Here is a 19,299-nt window from a genome sequence, read left to right on the forward strand (position 1 = left end):
AACATAAATCCTTAAAAATATCAATCATGAAAAATTCTGTAGAAACCTTAGGCGTATTTCTGTTAGGAACAGCAGTTGGTGCTGCTTTAGGTATATTATTTGCCCCGGATGCAGGCGAGGAAACCCGTAACGCACTTGCAGAAACAGCTACGAACAGTTGGGACACAATTAAAGAAAAAGTAAAAACCGGCGAAGATGAGCTGAACCAATATAAAGATCAGGCGGTTGATTATAAAAACCAGGTTGCTGATCAGGCCAAAGCAAAAGTGAGCGAGTATAAAGACAAAGCCGCAGATTTGAAAGACAAAGCCGTTGATTACAAAGATCAGGCGGTTGATGATGCCAAATCAAAAGCGAAAGAAAAATCTAACGATATCAACAACGATATTCAGCAGGCATAAGTACAGAGCTTTTTAAATTGAAAAGATCCCGGGTTCGACAACAATTGTTGTCCGAACCCGGGATTTCTGGTTTTATGATTTTTTTCTGCAAAATTTATATTGATAAAAGAAGCATTGCTATCAGACTTATTTTAATTTGTACCGAAAAAATCATCGTGCTTCTTTTACGGCCATAAATCTTGTTTTTCCAATTTTATGCCGATAAAAGAAGCATTGAAAATAAATTGGATAAAAGTTAAACAGGCACTGAATCCGGTCAAAGTAATTTGATAATTAAATTGTTACAAAATTTTGAAAGTGGTTTTCGGCCTTGTTTATTGTGTGCAGGCCGGATTAATCAGCATCGCATAAATGTTACAGCACCTGGTTCCGCACTTATGAAACTTTTACGATTTTGCAGCGTCATAAGGCAAATTGACATCAAGACATCTTCACGGACCAAAATCACATGAAACGAACCTTACTCTTATTTTTATTTTTTTTGATTACATCAGTTGCTTTACATGCACAAACCCATGAAGTGCGCGGCAGCGTTCAGGACTCAACCGGTGCAACTTTGCCCGGAACAGTTATAAAACTGTTTTCTGCCTCCGATACCTTAACCACAGCTGCTGGTTCAGATGGGTCTTTTTTATTTCCGAGGGTAAAATCTACAGAATTCAGGCTGACAATTAATTTAATCGGATTTCAAACTGTTAACAGAAGGTTCCTGCCACAACCCCACAACCCTAATACCATCAATGTTGGTGTTATTAAGATGAAGGTTGCCGCCACGCAGTTAAAAGGCGTAACTATTGTGGGCACTAATCCGGTTCGGATTAAAGAAGATACAGTAGAATACAACGCCGGATCATACAAAGTGCGGGAAAACGCGCCAACAGAGGATATGATCAAAAAGCTGCCGGGCGTAGATGTGGACAAAGACGGAAATATTACCGATCGTGGAAAATCTGTAACAAAAGTCCGTATCAATGGTAAGGATTTTATGGGCGGCGATGTGAAATCGGTAACGAAAAACCTGCCCGCAGATGTGATTGAAAATATCCAGATGATTGATGATTATGGCGATCAGGCAAACCTGACGGGCGTAAAAACCGGAGAACCAGACCGTATTATGAACATTACGATCAGGAAAGACCGGAACGTAGGTTATTCTTTGCAGGCTACAGCGGGCGATGGGCGCGATGCGTTACCAACTTCAAATAATTCAAGTGTTGACCCAACAAATCCTGCAGCAATAAATAATAACGAAAACCACAATCGTTACTTAGGGACAGTTAACTACTTTAGCTTTAAAGGTGACAGGCAGATTTCTGTATTAGGCAACATCAACAATACAAACATCAACACTTTTACTTACGGCGGTGGCGGCGGACGTGGTGGTGGCGGCGGTTTTGGCGGCGGCGGCGGCCGGGGAAATGCACTCAGGGGCGCAAGCACTACAACTAATCAAAACGGGATAACTGATGCCCATGCCATAGGTTTAAACTTTCGGGACCAATGGGGCAAAAAGCTGTCTGTGTACGGCAGCTACAGCTTTTCTGATAATTTGACCAGCACAATCAGTAACAGTTATCAGCAAGGGATAAACGCCGGTCAAACAAATAGTGTATTGCAAAACAGTATCCAAAGCACCCGTAATGTTAACCACAGGCTTACCTGGAATATGGAATACAAGCCCGATACGGTAAACTACTTTAAATTTACACCAACTTATTCCTTTAACAGTGCCAATACAAATGCTGATGGTACATTCAGCAGTTTTCGTGAGGAAATAGCTAACGTTGCTTACCGTCAGTTCAGCACAGATATAACAAAATCTCCAAATTTTGGGGCTACGTTGCTTTACAATCATAAATTTCCTGGCCGGCGTAATTTAAGTATCAACTTAAATGCTAATTCTTCAAAAACGAATGAATCTGACAACCCTACAACACTTTATTCACAAGGCAGCCCGATGGCATCACCCCAATTTCAGTTAATTAATACCAACAGCAGAACCAATAGCTTTGGTACAAATGTTTCGTTTTTGCAACCGATAGGAAAGGTATCATATTTAGAGCTTAATTATAACTTCAACCACTCTTATACAACCAGCGATAAGCGGACAGACACACTTACGGCAAATAACCAGGAAGTTTTTTATCAAAGGTTTAGTAACAATTATAATTATACATTTACTACAAATAAAATTGGCTTAAACTACAGGGTTGTAGAAAAGAAGTACAATTTTACAGTAGGTTTGGGCTTACAACCGGCAGTTTTGGATGGATTTTCCCCTACAACCAATCAATCCACCCATGTTTCAACGCTTAATTTTGCGCCGGTGGCACATTTTAATTATAATTTTTCAAGAACGCAGGCAATCAACTTAAACTATAACGGATCAAGCAGTCAGCCAAACTTCAATTACTTACAGCCAGTAATTGATTTTTCCAACGCGTTGTATCCGGTTCAGGGAAATCCAAACCTAATCCCCGAATTCAACAATAATGTTAATTTAAGATATAACCGCTTTAGTTTTGCCACCGGGGATATACTGTTCACTAATTTAAGCTTTAATCAAACCAGTAACAAAATTGTAGCCAACTCTATTCAATATCCAACAGTTGATCCGTTAAGCCCAACGTTGGCCGGTACTTATCTAACTAAGTATCAGAATGCAGACGGCTATTATAGTTCTTCGCTTTTTGGGGCATATTCTAAACCCTGGGCAAACCGCAAATACACTTTAACATTTAACGCAAATGCAAATTATACAAACAATATTGGTTACAGCAGCCGGGTTACCTATAGTGCAGCGTCTAATTCAGAAACGTTGATCTCAGAAAGAAATGTGGCAAAATCTTTAGTTGTAACGCCGGGCCTGCGGTTCAGGACAGATATAACAGATATTATTGATGCAGAATTAAACACCAATTATAGTATCAGCACAATTAACAACTCGATTATCTCTTCAACGTTTCAAAACACAGTGGCCAGGACACTTTCGCTTGGTTTGAACGGTAAAAATTACTTGTGGAAAAACTATACCGTAAGTTATGATTATACTAAACTTATTTACAGCGGTTATACGGGTGTGGCGCAAAAAAACCCTAATATTTTAAATGCTTATGTAGAGCGTCGTTTTTTGAAAGGAAATGCCGCAACGATACGCATTGCCGCTTACGATTTGTTTAACCAAAATACAGGCTATACGTTTACGCCTAACAACGGGGCTGCCGGTTATACGGTATCGAACGTAAACAGATTAGGCCGTTATTATTTATTAAGTTTTAGTTTGAGGTTACAAAAATTTGCCGGAAAAGCACCACAGCAAGATTACCGTGAGGGACGGGGCGGGCGCGAAGGCCGGGGACGTGAGTAGTTCTAACAAAAAAACAGGTATAAAAACAGCATCAGAGAATTTTTTCTGGTGCTTTTTTTATGCCGGTAAAAGAAGCATTTCATCCCGCATAAAAAACTAAATCTGTTAAATAAGGTTGATGCAAGGGAAGTCTGGAAATCAGCACAAACAAATCAAAAACCCAAACTATGAAAGCCGAATGGAACAACCAAATTATAGCCGAAAGCGATGCGACTATTGTAGTAGAAAACAATCAATATTTTCCGTTGGAAGCTGTTAAAAAAGAATTTTTAAAACCGTCTTCCACACATTCTACCTGCCCCTGGAAAGGTTTAGCTTCTTATTATACTTTGGAGGTGGACGGCAAACAAAACCCGGATGCGGCCTGGTTTTATCCCGAACCAAAAGATGCCGCGGCCAATATCAAAAATTACGTTGCCTTTTGGAAGGGCGTGAAAATTACCCGATAAAAACAGTATCGAATGAAAACTTATGATGCCATAATCATTGGCTCCGGCCAGGCAGGCACGCCTTTGGCAAAAAAACTGGCCAAAGCAGGCAAAAAAACGGCCATTATTGAAAAGCGTTTTGTAGGCGGAACCTGCGTAAACGATGGCTGCACGCCAACCAAAGCATTGATCGGTTCTGCCCGAAATGCTTTTATGGCCACGCGAACAGATTTGGGCGTGATCACAACGGAATTCAAGGTTGATTTTCCGGCCATAATGAAACGTAAAGACGAAATTGTAGAAAAATCGCGCAGCGGCGGACAAAAAAATTTAGAAGAAACCGAAAACCTGGATTTGATTTTTGGCGATGCTTCTTTTATCGATAAAAAAACCCTGAAAATTAAATTAAACGCTGGCGGCGAAGAAGAACTGACAGCCGGTTTGATTTTTATTGATACCGGTGCAACGGCAACAATACCAAAAATTGATGGTCTGGATCAGGTTGATTATCTCACAAACACCAGTATTTTAGAACTGAAGGAATTGCCCGAAAGCCTGATCATCATCGGCGGAAATTACATCGGTTTAGAGTTTGGACAGATGTTTTCGCGCTTTGGCAGCAAGGTTACGCTGATTGAAAGGAGCGAACGCATTATGTCCCGAGAAGATGAAGACGTAAGTAAATCCGTAACCGGTTTTTTAACGGAAGAAGGCATCAATATCTTCACCTCCGCAGAAACCAAAAAAATTGAAAAAGCTGCCGATGGCGTTATTTTAACCATTAAAACCAAACAAGGCGAACAAAAAATTACGGCTTCACAGGTTTTAATTGCCGTTGGCCGTACGCCGCAAACCAAAACGCTTGGTCTGGAAAACACCGATATTGAAGTGGATGAAAAAGGCCACATCAAGGTAAATGACAAGTTGGAAACCACTGCAAAAGGGATTTTTGCTTTAGGCGATGTAAAACCCGGACCGGCGTTTACGCATATTGCTTACAATGATCATTTGATTGTGCTTAAAAACCTGCTGGAAGGCGCGGATGCAACGATCAAAGGTCGTCCGGTTCCGTATTGTATGTTTACGGATCCGCAATTGGGCAGGATTGGATTATCAGAAAGCGAAGCACGTAAACAAGGGTTGGATATTAAAGTTGCCAAGCTAACAATGGAACATGTTGCCCGTGCCAACGAAATCGGAGAAACCAAAGGCTTTATGAAAGCAATTGTAGATACCAAAACCGACCAGATCCTGGGCGCAACGGTTTTAGGTTATGAAGGCGGCGAAGTAATGGCCGTGTTTCAAATGGCCATGCAAGGGAAAATAACGGCACACAAATTACGGGAAAACATTTTTGCGCACCCCACAATGGCAGAATCCATCAATAACCTTTTTATGTCGATAGAAGAAGCTTAACTTGCTTCCATGATTGTTGCCGAACATTTAAGCAAGCGTTTTGGTAAAACTACAGCGGTTGATGATATTTCTTTTGAAGTGAAAGAAGGCGAAACGCTGGTGCTTTTGGGCACCAGCGGATGCGGCAAAACCACTACTTTAAAAATGATCAACCTGCTAACGGAACCTTCCGGCGGCCGGGTTTGGGTTAATGGCAAAGATATTTTAGATCAAAACCCCGATCAATTACGGCGGAGCATCGGTTATGTATTGCAGAACAACGGTTTGTTTCCGCATTATTCTGTTGCTGAAAATATGGCTATTGTTCCCAAATTATTAAAATGGGATCAGCAGAAAATCAACCAGCGCACACAAGTTTTACTGGAAAAACTGCATCTGCCCGAAAATTATTTACAACTTCTTCCAAATGAACTGAGCGGAGGCCAGCAGCAGCGCGTTGGTTTGGCGCGAGCTTTGATGGCCGATCCGCCGGTTTTGCTGATGGACGAAGCTTTTGGTGCTTTGGATCCGATTACAAGAATTTCCATCCGAAAAGAATTTAAAAACCTGGACGAACTGAAGCGAAAAACCATTGTAATGGTAACGCACGATGTGCAGGAAGCTTTTGAAATGGCCGACAGGATTTGCCTGATGGATGCCGGAAAAATCAAGCAAATTGGCACACCGGCAGAGTTGTTGTTTAAACCTGCGGATGAATTTGTAGCTACATTTTTGGATGATCAGCGGCTGCAATTAGAACTCAAAGCCGTTTCACTGGATGATTTGTGGGATCATCATGCTGTTTTTACCGGTATAAAATCAGAACCGGAAATTACTTCGGAAATTAGTGTTTGGGAAACAATTTCTCTCCTACAAAAAAATAATTTGCAACAAATCAGTATTCATCAGCCCAAAACCAACGAGCGGAAACAAACCAATTTCCGGAACTTGATGGATGCTTTTTTTAGCCATAAAAATTTGATGACATGAACAATCAGCAAAGTTTATGGCAATTTATGCAGCAGGAACATGAAAAATTGTTACAGCAAACGGTGCAGCATTTAGGCTTAACGTTTATTTCGCTGTTTCTGGCTATTTTAATTGCTTTGCCGTTAGGCATTTGGATCGCCCGAAAAAAGCAATTTGCCGGAAGTGTTTTGGGTTTTGCAGGCGTTTTGCAAACGGTCCCGAGCCTGGCTTTACTCGGTTTTATGATTCCCCTGTTCGGGATCGGGCCAAAACCTGCTATTGTTGCGCTATTTTTGTACGCGCTGTTGCCGATTATCCGAAATACTTATACCGGCATTACCGAAGTAAATGCAACGGTAAAAGAAGCAGCGCGCGGCATGGGCATGAGCAGCTGGCAGATATTATTTAAGGTAGAACTGCCGTTGGCGATGCCGGTTTTGCTGGCTGGGATACGCACGGCAACGGTGATTAATGTTGGCGTGGCAACTTTGGCCGCTTTTATTGCGGCCGGTGGTTTGGGCGAATTTATTTTCGGCGGGATTTCCCTCAATAACAGCAACATGATTTTGGCCGGGGCGATTCCTGCGGCTTTACTGGCGATTATTTTAGATTTTTTACTTTCCAGAATCCAAAACCTCAGCCTAAAAAAAGTTAAAGTTTTTTTGTGGGCGGTCCCGGCGGCGATACTTCTTTTATCGGCTATTTATTGGATTCCTTCAACCCAAAAAAATAAATTGCTGGCTGGTTTTACGCCCGAATTTATGGGCAGAAGAGACGGAGATCTGGGTTTGCGACAGATTTATGGCCTGAAAATAAAAACCGTTGTCATCAGCGATGCCGTGATGTACAAAGCCGCTTACGAAAAAGAGCTGGACGTGATCAGCGGATACAGCACCGACGGCCGTTTAAAAGCGTACGATTTAACAATTCTGGAAGATGATAAACATATTTTCCCGCCCTATTATTGTGCGCCGGTGGTTCGGAAAGATGCGCTGCAAAAATTTCCGGAGTTGGAAAAAACCTTGAATTTATTATCCGGGGCAATCAATGATTCTGTGATGACGGATTTGAATTATAAAGTTGATCAGCTTAAGCAATCCCCGGAAAAAGTAGCGCATGATTTCCTGTTGCAAAAAAAGCTTTTTCGAAATCCTCAAAACGGAAATAATGGAACGGTTCGCATCGGTTCTAAAATTTTTGGCGAGCAATACATTTTGGCAGCCATGTATGCGGATTTGATAAAAGGTTATACCGATTACGCAGTTTCCACAAAAACCGGTTTGGGCGGCACAAAAATCTGTTTTGATGCGCTGACGAACAATCAGATTGATTTTTACCCGGAATATACAGGCACAGGATTGCTGGTTATTTTACAATCGTCCCAGAAAATAACCGATTCGATTGGTGGCAGCAAACTCAAAGTTTATAATTTTGTTAAAAATGCGTTTGAACAGCAATATGCGTTAAAATGGTTAAAGCCGGTTGGTTTTAACAACGCTTATGCGCTGATGATGAGAAATAAACAAGCACATGAGCTACATATTAGAACCATCTCTGATCTTAGAAAATACCTCGACGGGAAATGAATTACTTGACCGCTATATAACCGTTCGCAATCGCTCAAAACAAATCTGCGCGCCGCTGCAAACAGAAGATTATGTGGTGCAGCCCGTTGCAGATGTTAGTCCGCCGAAATGGCATCTGGGCCACACGACATGGTTTTTTGAAACGTTTATTTTGAAACCTAATGTAATTGGTTATCAGGATTTTAATGCTGAATACAATTATGTTTTCAACAGTTATTATGAAAGCGTTGGCGTTAGGGTAATCCGTACCAACCGCGGCAATTTAAGTCGGCCAACCGTTCAGGATATTTATGCTTACCGCGATTATGTGGATGCCGCAATGGAAAATCTGCTGCGTTGCGAAGTTTCTGCGGAATTGCATGAACTGCTGGTTTTAGGTTTTTACCACGAAGAACAGCATCAGGAATTGTTGTGGACAGATATCAAATATATTTTAGGCCATAATCCGTTGCTGCCTGCTTATGCCGAAAATTATCCCGGTAAAAACAGTATGCCTAAAAACGATGCTGTTTTTATCCCTATAAAATCAGGATTATATGAAATCGGCCATCAGGGTGAAGGATTTTATTTTGATAATGAATTGGGAAGACACGCGGTTTATTTGCCGGATTTTGAGATTAGTTCTGAGCCGGTAACTAATCAGGAATATTTAGAATTTATCCAGGATGGCGGCTATCAAAACTTCCGTTTCTGGCATGCCGAAGGCTGGGATTGGGTAAAAAACAACGAAATTAAAGCACCCTTATACTGGCATTTTATAGATGGTGAATGGTGCAATTATACGTTGGGCGGCATCAAAAAAATCGATTTGCAAGAACCGGTTTGCCATGTAAGTTATTATGAAGCATCTGCTTACGCCAGTTGGAAAGGCTTACGTTTGCCAACCGAATTTGAGTGGGAAGTGGCTTCGGAAAAACTGAATTGGGGCAGCGTTTGGGAATGGACAAATAGTGCATACTTACCTTATCCCGGCTTTGTTACCGCGCCGGGTGCAATTGGCGAATATAATGGCAAATTTATGGTAAACCAGATGGTTTTGCGCGGAGCGTCAGTGGTTACTTCGCCGAATCATAGCCGCAAAACTTACCGCAATTTTTTCCAAACCAGCGCGCGCTGGCAATATATCGGAATCCGTTTAGCCAAATAACTTATGGACACAAACATTTATATAAAAGACGTAACATTTATAATAACTGAAACAGAAGAAGAATCCGTTGAAAGGGAGTTGAAAGCTTCTTTTAGCCAGAATATTTTAGCCGGATTAATGGCCTCGCCTAAAAAACTGCAATCAAAATATTTTTATGATGCGGCAGGCGATCGGCTTTTTCAGGACATTATGCAAGCTCCGGAATATTATCTCACCAATTGTGAAATGGAGATATTTTCGGAACAAACAAAAGAAATTGTAAAAACACTGACTGCCTGTTTTAATAGTTTTGATCTGATAGAACTCGGTGCCGGTGATGCCACCAAATCTGTTTTTTTGCTGAAGGAACTGTTGGCTCAAAAAGTTGATTTTACCTACCTGCCGATCGATATTTCCACAAATGTTATCGAGCAATTGCTTTATAAATTACCAAAACAACTGCCCGGTTTGCAAATGCACGGTTTAAACGGCGATTATTTTGATATGCTAAAAGAAGCATCGCGGCTTTCCGGCCGCCCAAAAGTGGTTTTGTTTATGGGATCGAACATCGGAAATATGCCCGTAAAAGAAGCATTTGTTTTTTGTGTCGAATTGAGAAAAGCGTTATCGCCCGGCGATTTGGCGATCATTGGTTTCGATCTGAAAAAAAACCCAAAAACGATCCTGGCCGCATATAATGATGCGGCCGGGATCACCAAAAACTTCAACCTAAACCTTTTAAAACGCATAAACCGCGAATTGGATGCTGATTTTAACCTTGATCAGTTTGACCATTATCCGCTTTACGATCCGCAAACGGGTGCCTGTAAAAGCTTTTTGGTGAGTTTGGTTCAACAGGAAATCCGCATAGGTTCAACCAAAATTATGTTTGAAGAAAACGAATGGATTGATATGGAAGTTTCCCAAAAGTATAACTTAGAGGAAATTGACCAAATGGCATTTTCAGGCGGATTTGAACCTGTTCGGCATTTTTTTGATGCTAAAAAATGGTTTGTGGATGCGGTTTGGAAATGCGTTTAGGTTAAGTTACAAAGCCTATTTTTTATCGTAACAATCTTTAAAACAATTTATTTGATGTAGATTGTAATCCGAATGAACTCTACAGCTTTAATTCAAAGGATTAATCAGATTGCGCCGCTTTCTCAAATGCTTGAGGATTTTATTGTTTCCAGTTTAAAAGAAGAAAAATTCTGCAAACACGATCTTCTTTTAAAAGAAGGACAGGTTGCACGACGGATTTACTTTATACAAACAGGTTTTTGTCGGTCGTATTATCTGCAAGACGGAAAAGAATACACAACTTGGTTTATGGGTGAAGCTGATATTATGATTTCCGTGTATAGTTTTTTCACACAGCAGCCTTCCGCAGAATTTATTGAAGTTTTAGAAGACGGAATATTCCTCTCCATGTCCTGGATACAATTGCAGAAAATTTATGCTGATTTTCCTGAATTTAACCTTTTTGGCCGCATCATCACCGAGCATTACTACATTAAAAGTGAAGAAAGGGCAATTGCTTTGCGCACTTTGTCAGCCACAGAACGTTATTTATCGCTGATCAAAAGTAATCCGACTATTCTCCAAAAAGCAGCTTTAGGGCAAATTGCTTCCCATTTAGGTATGAGTTTGGAAACTTTAAGCCGAATTAGGGCGAAGCGTATTTTTTGACTTTTGTCAAATTTATTGTAATTTTTATTTGGTCATTTTAAGTCATCATATTAAACTTAAAATAGATCATGAAAAAAACTTACTTATCCTTAAGGCATATATTTGCCATTATGCTTTTACTTACAACTTTTGTTATCAGTTGTCGTAAAGAAACGGTTCAAAAACCAGTAAACACAGAACAAAACGCTACAAAATCATTAAGTGTTGCTAATGCCAAAGCGTATCTCGACAGTGCCCTTAAAACAGACGCTACAACCATTAAGCTCTCCAGTACAGACGGCGGTTCCAGCCTTGCAACGTTTAACGGTTTTCTGTTTTGGGGCAAGGCCAAAGCGTTTTTAAACAGCCGGTTTGAAGTGGTAGAAGTACCAGTAGCACTGGACTATAGGATAACAAACTTCTACAAACTTGGAGGCGACACTTCTGCCTATGATATGGATACCGCCGTTGCCAAAGCTGCTTTTACACGGGCCTTGATCTATCGGGACAGCAGCAAGAAGATAATCGACAAACGCATCATTACATATATCCCCGACAAAAGTTATTTGGCAAAAAACCCTGACCCCTCAAATAATAACTGGCTAAACGGGATGGACAAAAAGTTTAGCGGCTACATCGAATACCGTAACTGGGACAACGAAGTAAACATGGTAATACGGATATCTGGCGGCAAGCCAAGGCACCTGTACAATGTAACAGTTCAGTCCAACGCACCTGGTATTCTTAAACCACAAGGCTTAAAAACAAATTCTACCATGTCCTGCGTTATATTTAGGGTTCCGGATTTGGTGATAGTTTGTTCTAATTCTGGTAGTTGGTGCAGCGAACCGCGTTTTAATGGCACCTATAGTTATTTCCAAGTATGCCAGAATATGGACGATGATGATGAACAATTTGGAAAAAACAGGCCGCCAATCCCACCAAATGCAGAACGTGTAAGTGATAATGGCAGTGGAGGCGGTGGAAGTAGTAGTTCTTCAAGCCCTACTGTTTCAAATGGAGATATTGCTAACTCTATCTATGTTGATAATGGTAAACTTCCGATTGATCCTAAAAAACGCGTTAACTGTTTTACAGATGGCAAACCAGCAAGTCAATATAAAATGACTATTTATGTTGACCAACCCCTGCAAGGAAGTAATGAGCCAATTTCAATTACTAAGTATAGTGGAGAAACTTATAAAACACCAAATGGTACTTTGTATAATGTTGGACATACATTTGTTGGTTTTACTAAAATAAATACGGATAGGACATCAGTTACACAAGTAATGGGCTTTTATCCTGGTGGTGGGGTTAGTATTCGTCCCGATGGGGTTGTAAAAGACGATGGAGGTCATGGTTATTCGATAAGTTATACTTCTACGGTAAGTGCAGTAGAGTTTAATGCAGCATTACAGCTTGTAGTGGACAACGAAAGTTTAGCACATTATCAACTATCTACAGTTGGTGGAATAAATGAATATAATTGTACTGATGCCGCAATACATTGGATGTGGGAAGCAAATGTTAATGTTCCATCTGGTACACCTAATGGAAGTTTAAATACATCACCGGGCCAGTATGGTCAAGATTTGCGCTCTGTGTCTGGAACAAATACCACACCTGGATATGCTCCTAATAGCCACGGGGATTGTAACTAAAATTTACACTATAAATTATTATGAAAGGTCTAATTCTATTATTAATTGTCTTATCATTTATTGTAGGTATTCCCACCAATCTTGGTTGGTTTGGATTGTTTAGTAGTGAGTTTTTAGGTCCAATATCAGAAATCACAGGTAAAGTGATTGCGCCTGAACGAATGATTGCTTGGTTCATATTGTTAATGTCACATTTAAGCTTGGTGTCTTTGGTGTTCCTTGTTAATAAGCCTTACTTTAATACTTTATTATATTTTGTTCCACCAACTTTCTTTATAATATTTGGCCTTTTTGACTTTTTTGCCTGGTTCTTTTTGATACCTTTTGTTATTGTATGGATCATCTCGCTTTTTAAACAAGGCAGAAGATCAAGTTTAGCATTAAAGTAAAAAATGAAAGTGTTAGTTTTTTTAATGATAATGTTTTCAACAATAACAGGTGCAACAGGAAATTTAGGATTTATATCTTTATACAATATTGAATTTATAGGTCCGATTGCAATTTTAAAATCAGGAAATTATAATTTATCAACGTTAGTTTTGTGGATAGTTCTTGTCTTATCACACCTTGCTCTAATAAGCTTAATTTTCTTGACAAAATCGAATTACTTTAAAGCACTTTTGGTTTGGGTTCCTTTAATGTTTTTAGTAATTTTTATTGTGTTTATCTTTTGGTCATTCTTTTTACTCACCCCTTTTATAATTGTTTGGTTGATTGCTTTATTTAAACAAAGTAGAAAAGAGGTGAAGCTTAAACTATCAATTTAAATCAAACATTTCTCTCGTTTTTGATGTAATTACCGTTAATTAAAAAAACTAGAATGAGCGCACAAGCAAACATCGAAACCCAGAAAAAATTCGGTGAAGCCGTAAATACTGGCCAATTAGAGTTATTACGTGATTTAATTTCTTCGGATTCTGTAGATCACGATCCGTCGCCAAACCAGGGAACCGGCCCGGAAGGTTATATCAGGTTTTTTACGATGATGCGCAGCGCGTTCCCGGACATGAAGGTAACGGTAGAAACTTTGCTGGCAGATGAAGATAAAGTCGCTTTTGCTTACACGCTCACCGGTACGCATCAGGGAACTTTTATGACGGTGGAACCAACCGGAAAAACCATTAAAGCGCGCGGTATGCAGATCAGCAAGTTTGAAAACGGCAAAATGACCGAACGTTGGGGAAGCTCGGACGAATTGGGTATCCTGAAACAATTGGGCGTACAACTGAAAGAAATTTAACCTGAAAATATTTCATGCAAAAATCCCGGAAGCAACATCCGGGATTTTTTTGTGCCAAATTTTTCGTTTTCAAAAGGTTTCATCAAACAACAAAGCTTAACTTTAAGTTATCAATCACTTATAAAATATTTATGGAAATAAATGATTTTTCCCGCAGAAAATTCCTCCGGCAGTTGAGTATCGGTGCCGGGGCAATTAGTTTAGGCTCAGCACTTTCCTCTTTTGAAATGCTTCTTTTAGCACCTAAAAAACTGGGTATTGCATTGGTTGGTTTAGGAAATTATGCCGGCGGACAATTAGCACCTGCTTTGCTTCAAACTAAAAACTGCTATTTGGCCGGTTTGGTAACGGGCACTCCGGAAAAAGCAAAAAACTGGTCGGCAAAATATAACATTCCGCAGAAAAATATTTACAACTACGAGAACTTTGATTCCATCGCCCAAAACCCGGATATTGATATTGTTTACGTAGTGCTGCCGGTTTCGATGCACAAAGAGTTTACTATCCGTGCAGCAAAAGCGGGTAAACATGTGATCTGCGAAAAACCAATGGCCTTAAACGCTGCCGATTGCCGGGAAATGATTGCTGCCTGCAAAAAGGAAAACCGGATGCTTTCCATCGGTTATCGTTTGCATTTTGAACCGCATAATCTGGAAGTGTTGCGGTTGGGCCAGAAACAGATTCTGGGAAAAACAACGCAGTTAGATACGGCAAACGGCTTTGTTTACGGCGGCGACCCAAATGCCTGGCGGTTAAAAAAAGCAATGGCAGGCGGGGGCGGATTGATGGATATGGGCATTTATGCCATACAGGGCGCGCGTTACACATTGGGGCAAGAGCCGCTGTTTGTAAAAGCAACGCAGGAAAAAACAAAGCCCGAATTGTTTAAAGATGTGGACGAAACCGTTTTCTGGGAACTGGAGTTTCCGGGCAAATTTGTAACTCAGGGAAAATCAAGCTATAACAACAACTGGGGTTCGTTAAAAGCGAAAACGGAAAAAGGTTTTTTTGAACTGGAACCCGCTTATGGTTATAGCGGAATTGAAGGCAGGACATCTAACGGGCCGATGAATTTGCCAAACATCAACCAGCAGGCGGCACAGATGGACGATTTTGCAAATTGTATCAACACCAAAATACCAACACGCGTGCCTGGCGAAGAAGGTTTGAAAGATATGCTGGTTGTTGATGCCATTTACCGCAGCCTGGATTCGGGCAAAAAAGAAAAGATCGGATCAGTTTGATGCTTCTTTTATCGCCCATTTTTTGAGCACAGAATCTTTTTGTACAGGTTTTAACTGATAATTATATTGGTACAAAGCACCTTCCCAATCGCCGTAAGCCGGGTTTGGCAGCACAATAAATTTTTTGCCAAATTCGGCTTGATGAGTTTTGGCATTTTGGAGCCGGTCTTCATAAGTTTTCCGTTCAAACATCGCCGAAAAATCATTCAAATTATCACCCAAAAACAACACAACATCATAATTTTGAAGCACTTGATCTCTGCGGATTTCTTTACTGGAAGTGTTTTGTTTCAGCAGCAAATGCGTATCATCTGCATTTGGCAAATTAAATTTTTGCAGATTTTTTAGCGTTCCGGCACGTTCATCTTCATCGCGATTGGTGATGTAAAAAATTGCTACATTTTTTGAAGCCGCGTATTTCAAAAAAGCCGCCGCCCCGGCAATTGTATCAGCTTCTGCTTTGGCCGTCCATAGTTTCCAGGTTTTCAGGTCGAAATCTTTTCCTGCCAACGCTTCGGCCATATCGTGCGGACTATTATCTAAGACGGTTTCATCAATATCCGTAACAATCGCTTTAGGTTTTGCAGAAGCTGTTTTCAATGCTTCATCCAACCGAAATTGCGCCAAATTATAAGCCTGAAAACACAACGCTTTATATTCTGCCGAACGCTGCATCCAAATATTGGCCATAATTTTACCGTTTGTGTTGATTGGATTTGCCGTTGCAATGCTTCTTTTATCGGGTAAAATTTGGTGTTTTTGCAAAGAACAGGCACTTAGCAGCAAAATCAAAAATGGAAAAAAGTTCTTTTTCATATTCAAAAAAATCCGCCATAAAAATAGCCATAAAAGAAGCATTCCAAATTTATTGATCTTCCGAAAACAATTGTTATTATAGCATTGTGAACAACGATTTAATCCTCCAAAAACCGCTCAAAATATTACAGGCTTCGGCCGGTTCCGGCAAAACGTTTAGCTTAACGGCGCATTATTTAACGCTTTTGTTTGATAACGAAGTGAAATACCGCGAAGTGCTGGCCGTAACGTTTACCAACAAAGCCACCGAAGAAATGAAAAGCCGCATTTTAAGCGTGTTGCGTTCGTTGGCTTTAGGTGATGAAAGTGCAGCTGTTTTTAGGGGCATAATTTTGCAGGCGCATCCGCAATTAAATCTGGAAATGTTGCAGGAGCGGGCGCACCAGATTTACCGCCGGATTTTGCACGATTACAGCCGGTTTGCCATCAATACCATAGACGGTTTTGTGCAGCAGGTGATCCGCAGTTTTGCGTTTGAACTGGGTTTGGATGCCGGTTACAAGCTGGAAATGAACCTGGACAAAGTCAAACAATCGCTGGCCGATAAACTGAACGAGCGGCTGGACGAAAAACCCGAACTGCTGCAATGGATCATCAGTTTGGCGCTGGACCGGGTAGGAGACAACAAAAGCTGGAACTATCGCCGCGAACTGCTGGATTTGACCAGCGAGGTTTTTAAAGAACGTTTCCAGCCTTTTGAAAACGCGCTGAAAGAACTGGATCCGGTCACGCTTTTTCAGGATTTGATGAAGCTGACGCGCGCGCGGATTGCGTATTTTGAAGAAGCTTTTAAGGTTGCTGCGGAAGATGCTTTGCAGGTTTGGGAAAAATCCGGCGTGCAATTGGATGGACTGAAAGGGAAATCCCGACATCCGTTTTCCAAACTGCATAAACTTGCTGCCGGTGACCATGCTGTTTTTACCGACCTAAAAAAGGTAATTGATAACCCGGAAGAATATCAAAAAGGTGGAAATTTAACCGCTTCGGCTGCAAATTTATACAATCAGCTTAATCCGGTTTTGCAGGATTTGCAGGATTTTTTCTCCGCAGAAACCGGCAAATACGAAATGGCCAAAGCCATTAACACCAACTTGTATTATTTGCGGCTGATGCAGGAAATGGCTTCCTTATTAACCGATTATCGCGAAGAAAACCAGGCAATGCTCATCAGCGATGCGCAGTTTTTGCTGAAAGGGATTACAGCCGATCAGCAGGAAAACCCTTCTTTTATCTGGGAAAAAATGGGCAACCGCTACAAAAATTTTCTGTTTGACGAGTTTCAGGACACTTCATCCTTTCAATGGGATAACTTTTTGCCGCTGCTGCAAAATACCATCAGCGAAGCCAACGGAAAAATGTTCGACAATTTGATTGTGGGCGATGTAAAGCAATCCATTTACCGCTGGCGCAACGGCGATTGGCGCATTTTGCTGCACAAAGCCAAAGCAGATATCGGCGCAAATAATGTGCTGAGTGATTCGCTGGAGGAAAACTACCGGAGCGCGGCCAATATCATCGATTTTAACAATCATCTGTTTCAGGAAATCCCGAAGCTTTTACAAACGCTGATTAACGATAAAGTTTTGCAGGACGGCAGTGAAACATTGTATGAAGATTGGTGGAAAGCGATCGGTTTGGACCACATTATTCCGGATGCTTATCTGCAAAGTTTTCAAAAAAAAGCACCGGGCACATTGCCCGGCGGTTCTGTGGAAGTGCTGTTTTTACCGGTGGAAAATAATGCAAAAAGAGCATCGCAGGTTCGGGACGATGCCTTGAACCATTTGTCAGAAAAGCTGAATCAATGGATCAGTTCGGGCAGATATGAAGCCGGACAAATTTGTGTTTTAGTGAGAAGCAACCGTGAAGCGAGAGATGTGATCGGGCATTTAATGGCCGATCAGCAGGCGAGGAAAATCGATCAGGAAACATTTGGCGAAGCTTTTGGTGCTTACGAAGTGCTTTCAGGCGAGGCATTGCTCATCAACAATAATTCTGCCGTCAAACTTTTGGTGAGTACGCTGCAACTGATGGTTACGCAGAACGAGCAATCGGTTTTGTACAAAGGTTTGTGCCTGCAACTGTACTTTAAGCAATTGGGGAAAAGTGTGCCGCCGCAAGCCTGGATCAACTTAAAAGATACGCCGGTTGGCAAAATGCAAAACCTGCTTCCGCCGGATTTATGCCGAAATTTTTACGCTTGGCAGCAATTGCCGCTCAACGAACTGGCCGAGCAACTGATTACCGTATATAATTTGGATACCCAAAAACAGCATTTGCCGTATCTTTTTGCCTTTCGGGACATGCTGGCGCGCTTTACAACACAAGGCGAGTTGGGCATTACACGTTTTTTAGATTGGTGGGACGAAGAAGGAAAACTAAAAACCCTGCCTTCTGGTTCTCAAAATGATGCCGTACAGGTGATGACGATCCATAAATCCAAAGGGCTTGCTTTTGATGTTGTGATGCTGCCGTTTTGCAGTTGGGATTTGGATGGCATGACGAACGGTATTTTTTGGGTAAATACGCAGGGAACGCCTTACGAAATGCTACAATCTGTTCCCGTAAATTATAAAAAATCACTGGGCAAATCGGATTTTTCTAAAGCTTATTTTGAAGAATTGCTTTTTAATTTGATGGATGCGCTGAACATGCTTTACGTGGCCACCACGCGCACAAGAAATCATTTATACATCGCCGCGCCCGGGCAAGGAAAAAATGATTGTAAAACAAGCATTATAGGCGATTTGATACTGGAAGCTTTAAAAATTCCGATTGTTGGTTTGAATGCTTCTTTTACCGGTGATAATTTTGTTTTGGATGAACCTGTTGCCCAAAAAACATCGGTAAAAACAGCATCCGAAGAAAAAATCCAGCTGGAAAAATATCCTGTTTCGCAGCGGCTGAGCCAGGCACTGGCCAGCAAAAAAGTGTGGAGCAAGCTGGATTTATTAAGCGGAGACGCAGCACAGCATAAAGGCATTATTTTGCACGAATTGCTTGCCCGAACAATGGATTTGGCCAAATTGCCAAAAGTGATCAACGAAATGCAGCAGGAAGGTTTGATCCGCGAAGCAGAAAAAGAAGAAGTTAGAATAAATGCGCAGAGTGTGCTGCAAAATCAGGAATTAAAAAAACTGTTTAGCAAACCATATCAGGACCTTTCGGAACAAACGATTATTGACAGCAAAGGCGAAAGTTACCGGCCGGACAAGGTTTTAATCGGGAATGGTGAAGTAACTATTTTGGATTTTAAATTCACTTCCGATCAGCGGCCCGAGCATCGAACCCAAGTAAAAGCGTACGGCAAATTGCTTACCCAAATGGGCTATCCAAACGTAAGCAGCTATTTATATTATGGTTTTTTGCAGGAGCTGGTAGCGCTTTAAAAGTAA

At 41.0% G+C, this 19,299-nt stretch carries 16 protein-coding genes; 15 read left to right on the plus strand and 1 reads right to left on the minus strand.

Going from position 1 to position 19,299, the window contains the following annotated elements; translation table 11 throughout:
* Positions 1-26 precede the first annotated feature (26 nt).
* The 14 genes from ACOFKR_RS01470 to ACOFKR_RS01535 all read left to right on the plus strand — a co-directional run bounded on the left by ACOFKR_RS01470 (position 27) and on the right by ACOFKR_RS01535 (position 15,088).
* Entirely contained in the window at positions 27-401 is a 375-nt protein-coding gene (locus ACOFKR_RS01470; protein WP_419802257.1) for a YtxH domain-containing protein, read from the plus strand.
* 481 nt (positions 402-882) lie between these two features.
* A complete protein-coding gene (locus ACOFKR_RS01475) occupies positions 883-3,768 on the plus strand; it encodes a TonB-dependent receptor (protein ID WP_419802258.1) in 2,886 nt (961 codons plus the stop codon).
* Positions 3,769-3,935: 167 nt separating this feature from the next.
* The gene (locus ACOFKR_RS01480; RefSeq protein ID WP_419802259.1) at positions 3,936-4,217 is read left to right on the plus strand and encodes a DUF427 domain-containing protein; all 282 of its coding nucleotides are present in this window, start codon (positions 3,936-3,938) and stop codon (positions 4,215-4,217) included.
* A gap of 12 nt (positions 4,218-4,229) precedes the next feature.
* Positions 4,230-5,612: a mercuric reductase gene (locus ACOFKR_RS01485; RefSeq protein ID WP_419802260.1), complete on the plus strand. Its 1,383-nt coding sequence runs from the start codon at positions 4,230-4,232 to the stop codon at positions 5,610-5,612.
* Between the two features lie 9 nt (positions 5,613-5,621).
* Positions 5,622-6,581, plus strand: coding sequence for an ABC transporter ATP-binding protein (locus ACOFKR_RS01490; protein ID WP_419802261.1), 960 nt, complete (start codon positions 5,622-5,624; stop codon positions 6,579-6,581).
* Positions 6,578-8,146 carry an ABC transporter permease/substrate-binding protein gene (locus tag ACOFKR_RS01495; RefSeq protein ID WP_419802262.1) on the plus strand — a complete coding sequence of 523 codons (1,569 nt, stop codon included), beginning with the start codon at positions 6,578-6,580 and terminating at the stop codon, positions 8,144-8,146. The genes ACOFKR_RS01490 and ACOFKR_RS01495 overlap by 4 nt, the downstream gene beginning before the upstream one ends.
* Positions 8,091-9,293 carry an ergothioneine biosynthesis protein EgtB gene (gene egtB, locus ACOFKR_RS01500; protein WP_419802263.1) on the plus strand — a complete coding sequence of 401 codons (1,203 nt, stop codon included), beginning with the start codon at positions 8,091-8,093 and terminating at the stop codon, positions 9,291-9,293. Before ACOFKR_RS01495 ends, egtB begins: the two co-directional genes overlap by 56 nt.
* Before the next feature lie 3 nt (positions 9,294-9,296).
* Positions 9,297-10,313 (plus strand): L-histidine N(alpha)-methyltransferase, encoded by a 1,017-nt coding sequence (gene egtD / locus ACOFKR_RS01505; protein WP_419802264.1) that lies wholly within the window; start codon positions 9,297-9,299, stop codon positions 10,311-10,313.
* A 72-nt stretch (positions 10,314-10,385) separates the two neighbouring features.
* The gene (locus tag ACOFKR_RS01510) at positions 10,386-10,961 is read left to right on the plus strand and encodes a Crp/Fnr family transcriptional regulator (protein WP_419802265.1); all 576 of its coding nucleotides are present in this window, start codon (positions 10,386-10,388) and stop codon (positions 10,959-10,961) included.
* A gap of 68 nt (positions 10,962-11,029) precedes the next feature.
* Entirely contained in the window at positions 11,030-12,604 is a 1,575-nt protein-coding gene (locus tag ACOFKR_RS01515) for a hypothetical protein (protein WP_419802266.1), read from the plus strand.
* A 20-nt stretch (positions 12,605-12,624) separates the two neighbouring features.
* Positions 12,625-12,993 (plus strand): hypothetical protein, encoded by a 369-nt coding sequence (locus ACOFKR_RS01520; RefSeq protein WP_419802267.1) that lies wholly within the window; start codon positions 12,625-12,627, stop codon positions 12,991-12,993.
* A gap of 3 nt (positions 12,994-12,996) precedes the next feature.
* Positions 12,997-13,371: a hypothetical protein gene (locus ACOFKR_RS01525; protein WP_419802268.1), complete on the plus strand. Its 375-nt coding sequence runs from the start codon at positions 12,997-12,999 to the stop codon at positions 13,369-13,371.
* A gap of 53 nt (positions 13,372-13,424) precedes the next feature.
* Positions 13,425-13,844: an ester cyclase gene (locus ACOFKR_RS01530; protein ID WP_419802269.1), complete on the plus strand. Its 420-nt coding sequence runs from the start codon at positions 13,425-13,427 to the stop codon at positions 13,842-13,844.
* Between the two features lie 131 nt (positions 13,845-13,975).
* Complete coding sequence (locus ACOFKR_RS01535) at positions 13,976-15,088, plus strand: Gfo/Idh/MocA family protein (RefSeq protein WP_419802270.1); 1,113 nt, start codon at positions 13,976-13,978, stop codon at positions 15,086-15,088.
* Here ACOFKR_RS01535 and ACOFKR_RS01540 read toward each other — a convergent pair.
* Positions 15,080-15,904, minus strand: coding sequence for a 5'-nucleotidase, lipoprotein e(P4) family (locus tag ACOFKR_RS01540; protein ID WP_419802271.1), 825 nt, complete (start codon positions 15,902-15,904; stop codon positions 15,080-15,082). The two genes, ACOFKR_RS01535 and ACOFKR_RS01540, sit on opposite strands and share 9 nt — an antisense overlap.
* Before the next feature lie 86 nt (positions 15,905-15,990).
* Between ACOFKR_RS01540 and ACOFKR_RS01545 the strand changes: the two genes are divergently transcribed.
* Complete coding sequence (locus ACOFKR_RS01545) at positions 15,991-19,293, plus strand: UvrD-helicase domain-containing protein (protein WP_419802272.1); 3,303 nt, start codon at positions 15,991-15,993, stop codon at positions 19,291-19,293.
* The last annotated feature ends 6 nt before the right edge of the window (positions 19,294-19,299 follow it).

The sequence above is a fragment of the Mucilaginibacter sp. genome, assembly GCF_965201005.1.
Taxonomy (GTDB): domain Bacteria; phylum Bacteroidota; class Bacteroidia; order Sphingobacteriales; family Sphingobacteriaceae; genus Mucilaginibacter_A.

What these genes read in the sequence shown, in the direction of transcription:
- ACOFKR_RS01470 (WP_419802257.1), top strand. Translation starts at nt 27, where the DNA reads ATGAAAAATTCTGTAGAAACCTTAGGCGTATTTCTGTTAGGAACAGCA.
- ACOFKR_RS01480 (WP_419802259.1), top strand. Translation starts at nt 3,936, where the DNA reads ATGAAAGCCGAATGGAACAACCAAATTATAGCCGAAAGCGATGCGACT.
- ACOFKR_RS01485 (WP_419802260.1), top strand. Translation starts at nt 4,230, where the DNA reads ATGAAAACTTATGATGCCATAATCATTGGCTCCGGCCAGGCAGGCACG.
- ACOFKR_RS01490 (WP_419802261.1), top strand. Translation starts at nt 5,622, where the DNA reads ATGATTGTTGCCGAACATTTAAGCAAGCGTTTTGGTAAAACTACAGCG.
- ACOFKR_RS01495 (WP_419802262.1), top strand. Translation starts at nt 6,578, where the DNA reads ATGAACAATCAGCAAAGTTTATGGCAATTTATGCAGCAGGAACATGAA.
- egtB (WP_419802263.1), top strand. Translation starts at nt 8,091, where the DNA reads ATGAGCTACATATTAGAACCATCTCTGATCTTAGAAAATACCTCGACG.
- egtD (WP_419802264.1), top strand. Translation starts at nt 9,297, where the DNA reads ATGGACACAAACATTTATATAAAAGACGTAACATTTATAATAACTGAA.
- ACOFKR_RS01510 (WP_419802265.1), top strand. Translation starts at nt 10,386, where the DNA reads ATGAACTCTACAGCTTTAATTCAAAGGATTAATCAGATTGCGCCGCTT.
- ACOFKR_RS01515 (WP_419802266.1), top strand. Translation starts at nt 11,030, where the DNA reads ATGAAAAAAACTTACTTATCCTTAAGGCATATATTTGCCATTATGCTT.
- ACOFKR_RS01520 (WP_419802267.1), top strand. Translation starts at nt 12,625, where the DNA reads ATGAAAGGTCTAATTCTATTATTAATTGTCTTATCATTTATTGTAGGT.
- ACOFKR_RS01525 (WP_419802268.1), top strand. Translation starts at nt 12,997, where the DNA reads ATGAAAGTGTTAGTTTTTTTAATGATAATGTTTTCAACAATAACAGGT.
- ACOFKR_RS01530 (WP_419802269.1), top strand. Translation starts at nt 13,425, where the DNA reads ATGAGCGCACAAGCAAACATCGAAACCCAGAAAAAATTCGGTGAAGCC.
- ACOFKR_RS01535 (WP_419802270.1), top strand. Translation starts at nt 13,976, where the DNA reads ATGGAAATAAATGATTTTTCCCGCAGAAAATTCCTCCGGCAGTTGAGT.
- ACOFKR_RS01540 (WP_419802271.1), bottom strand. Translation starts at nt 15,904, where the DNA reads ATGAAAAAGAACTTTTTTCCATTTTTGATTTTGCTGCTAAGTGCCTGT.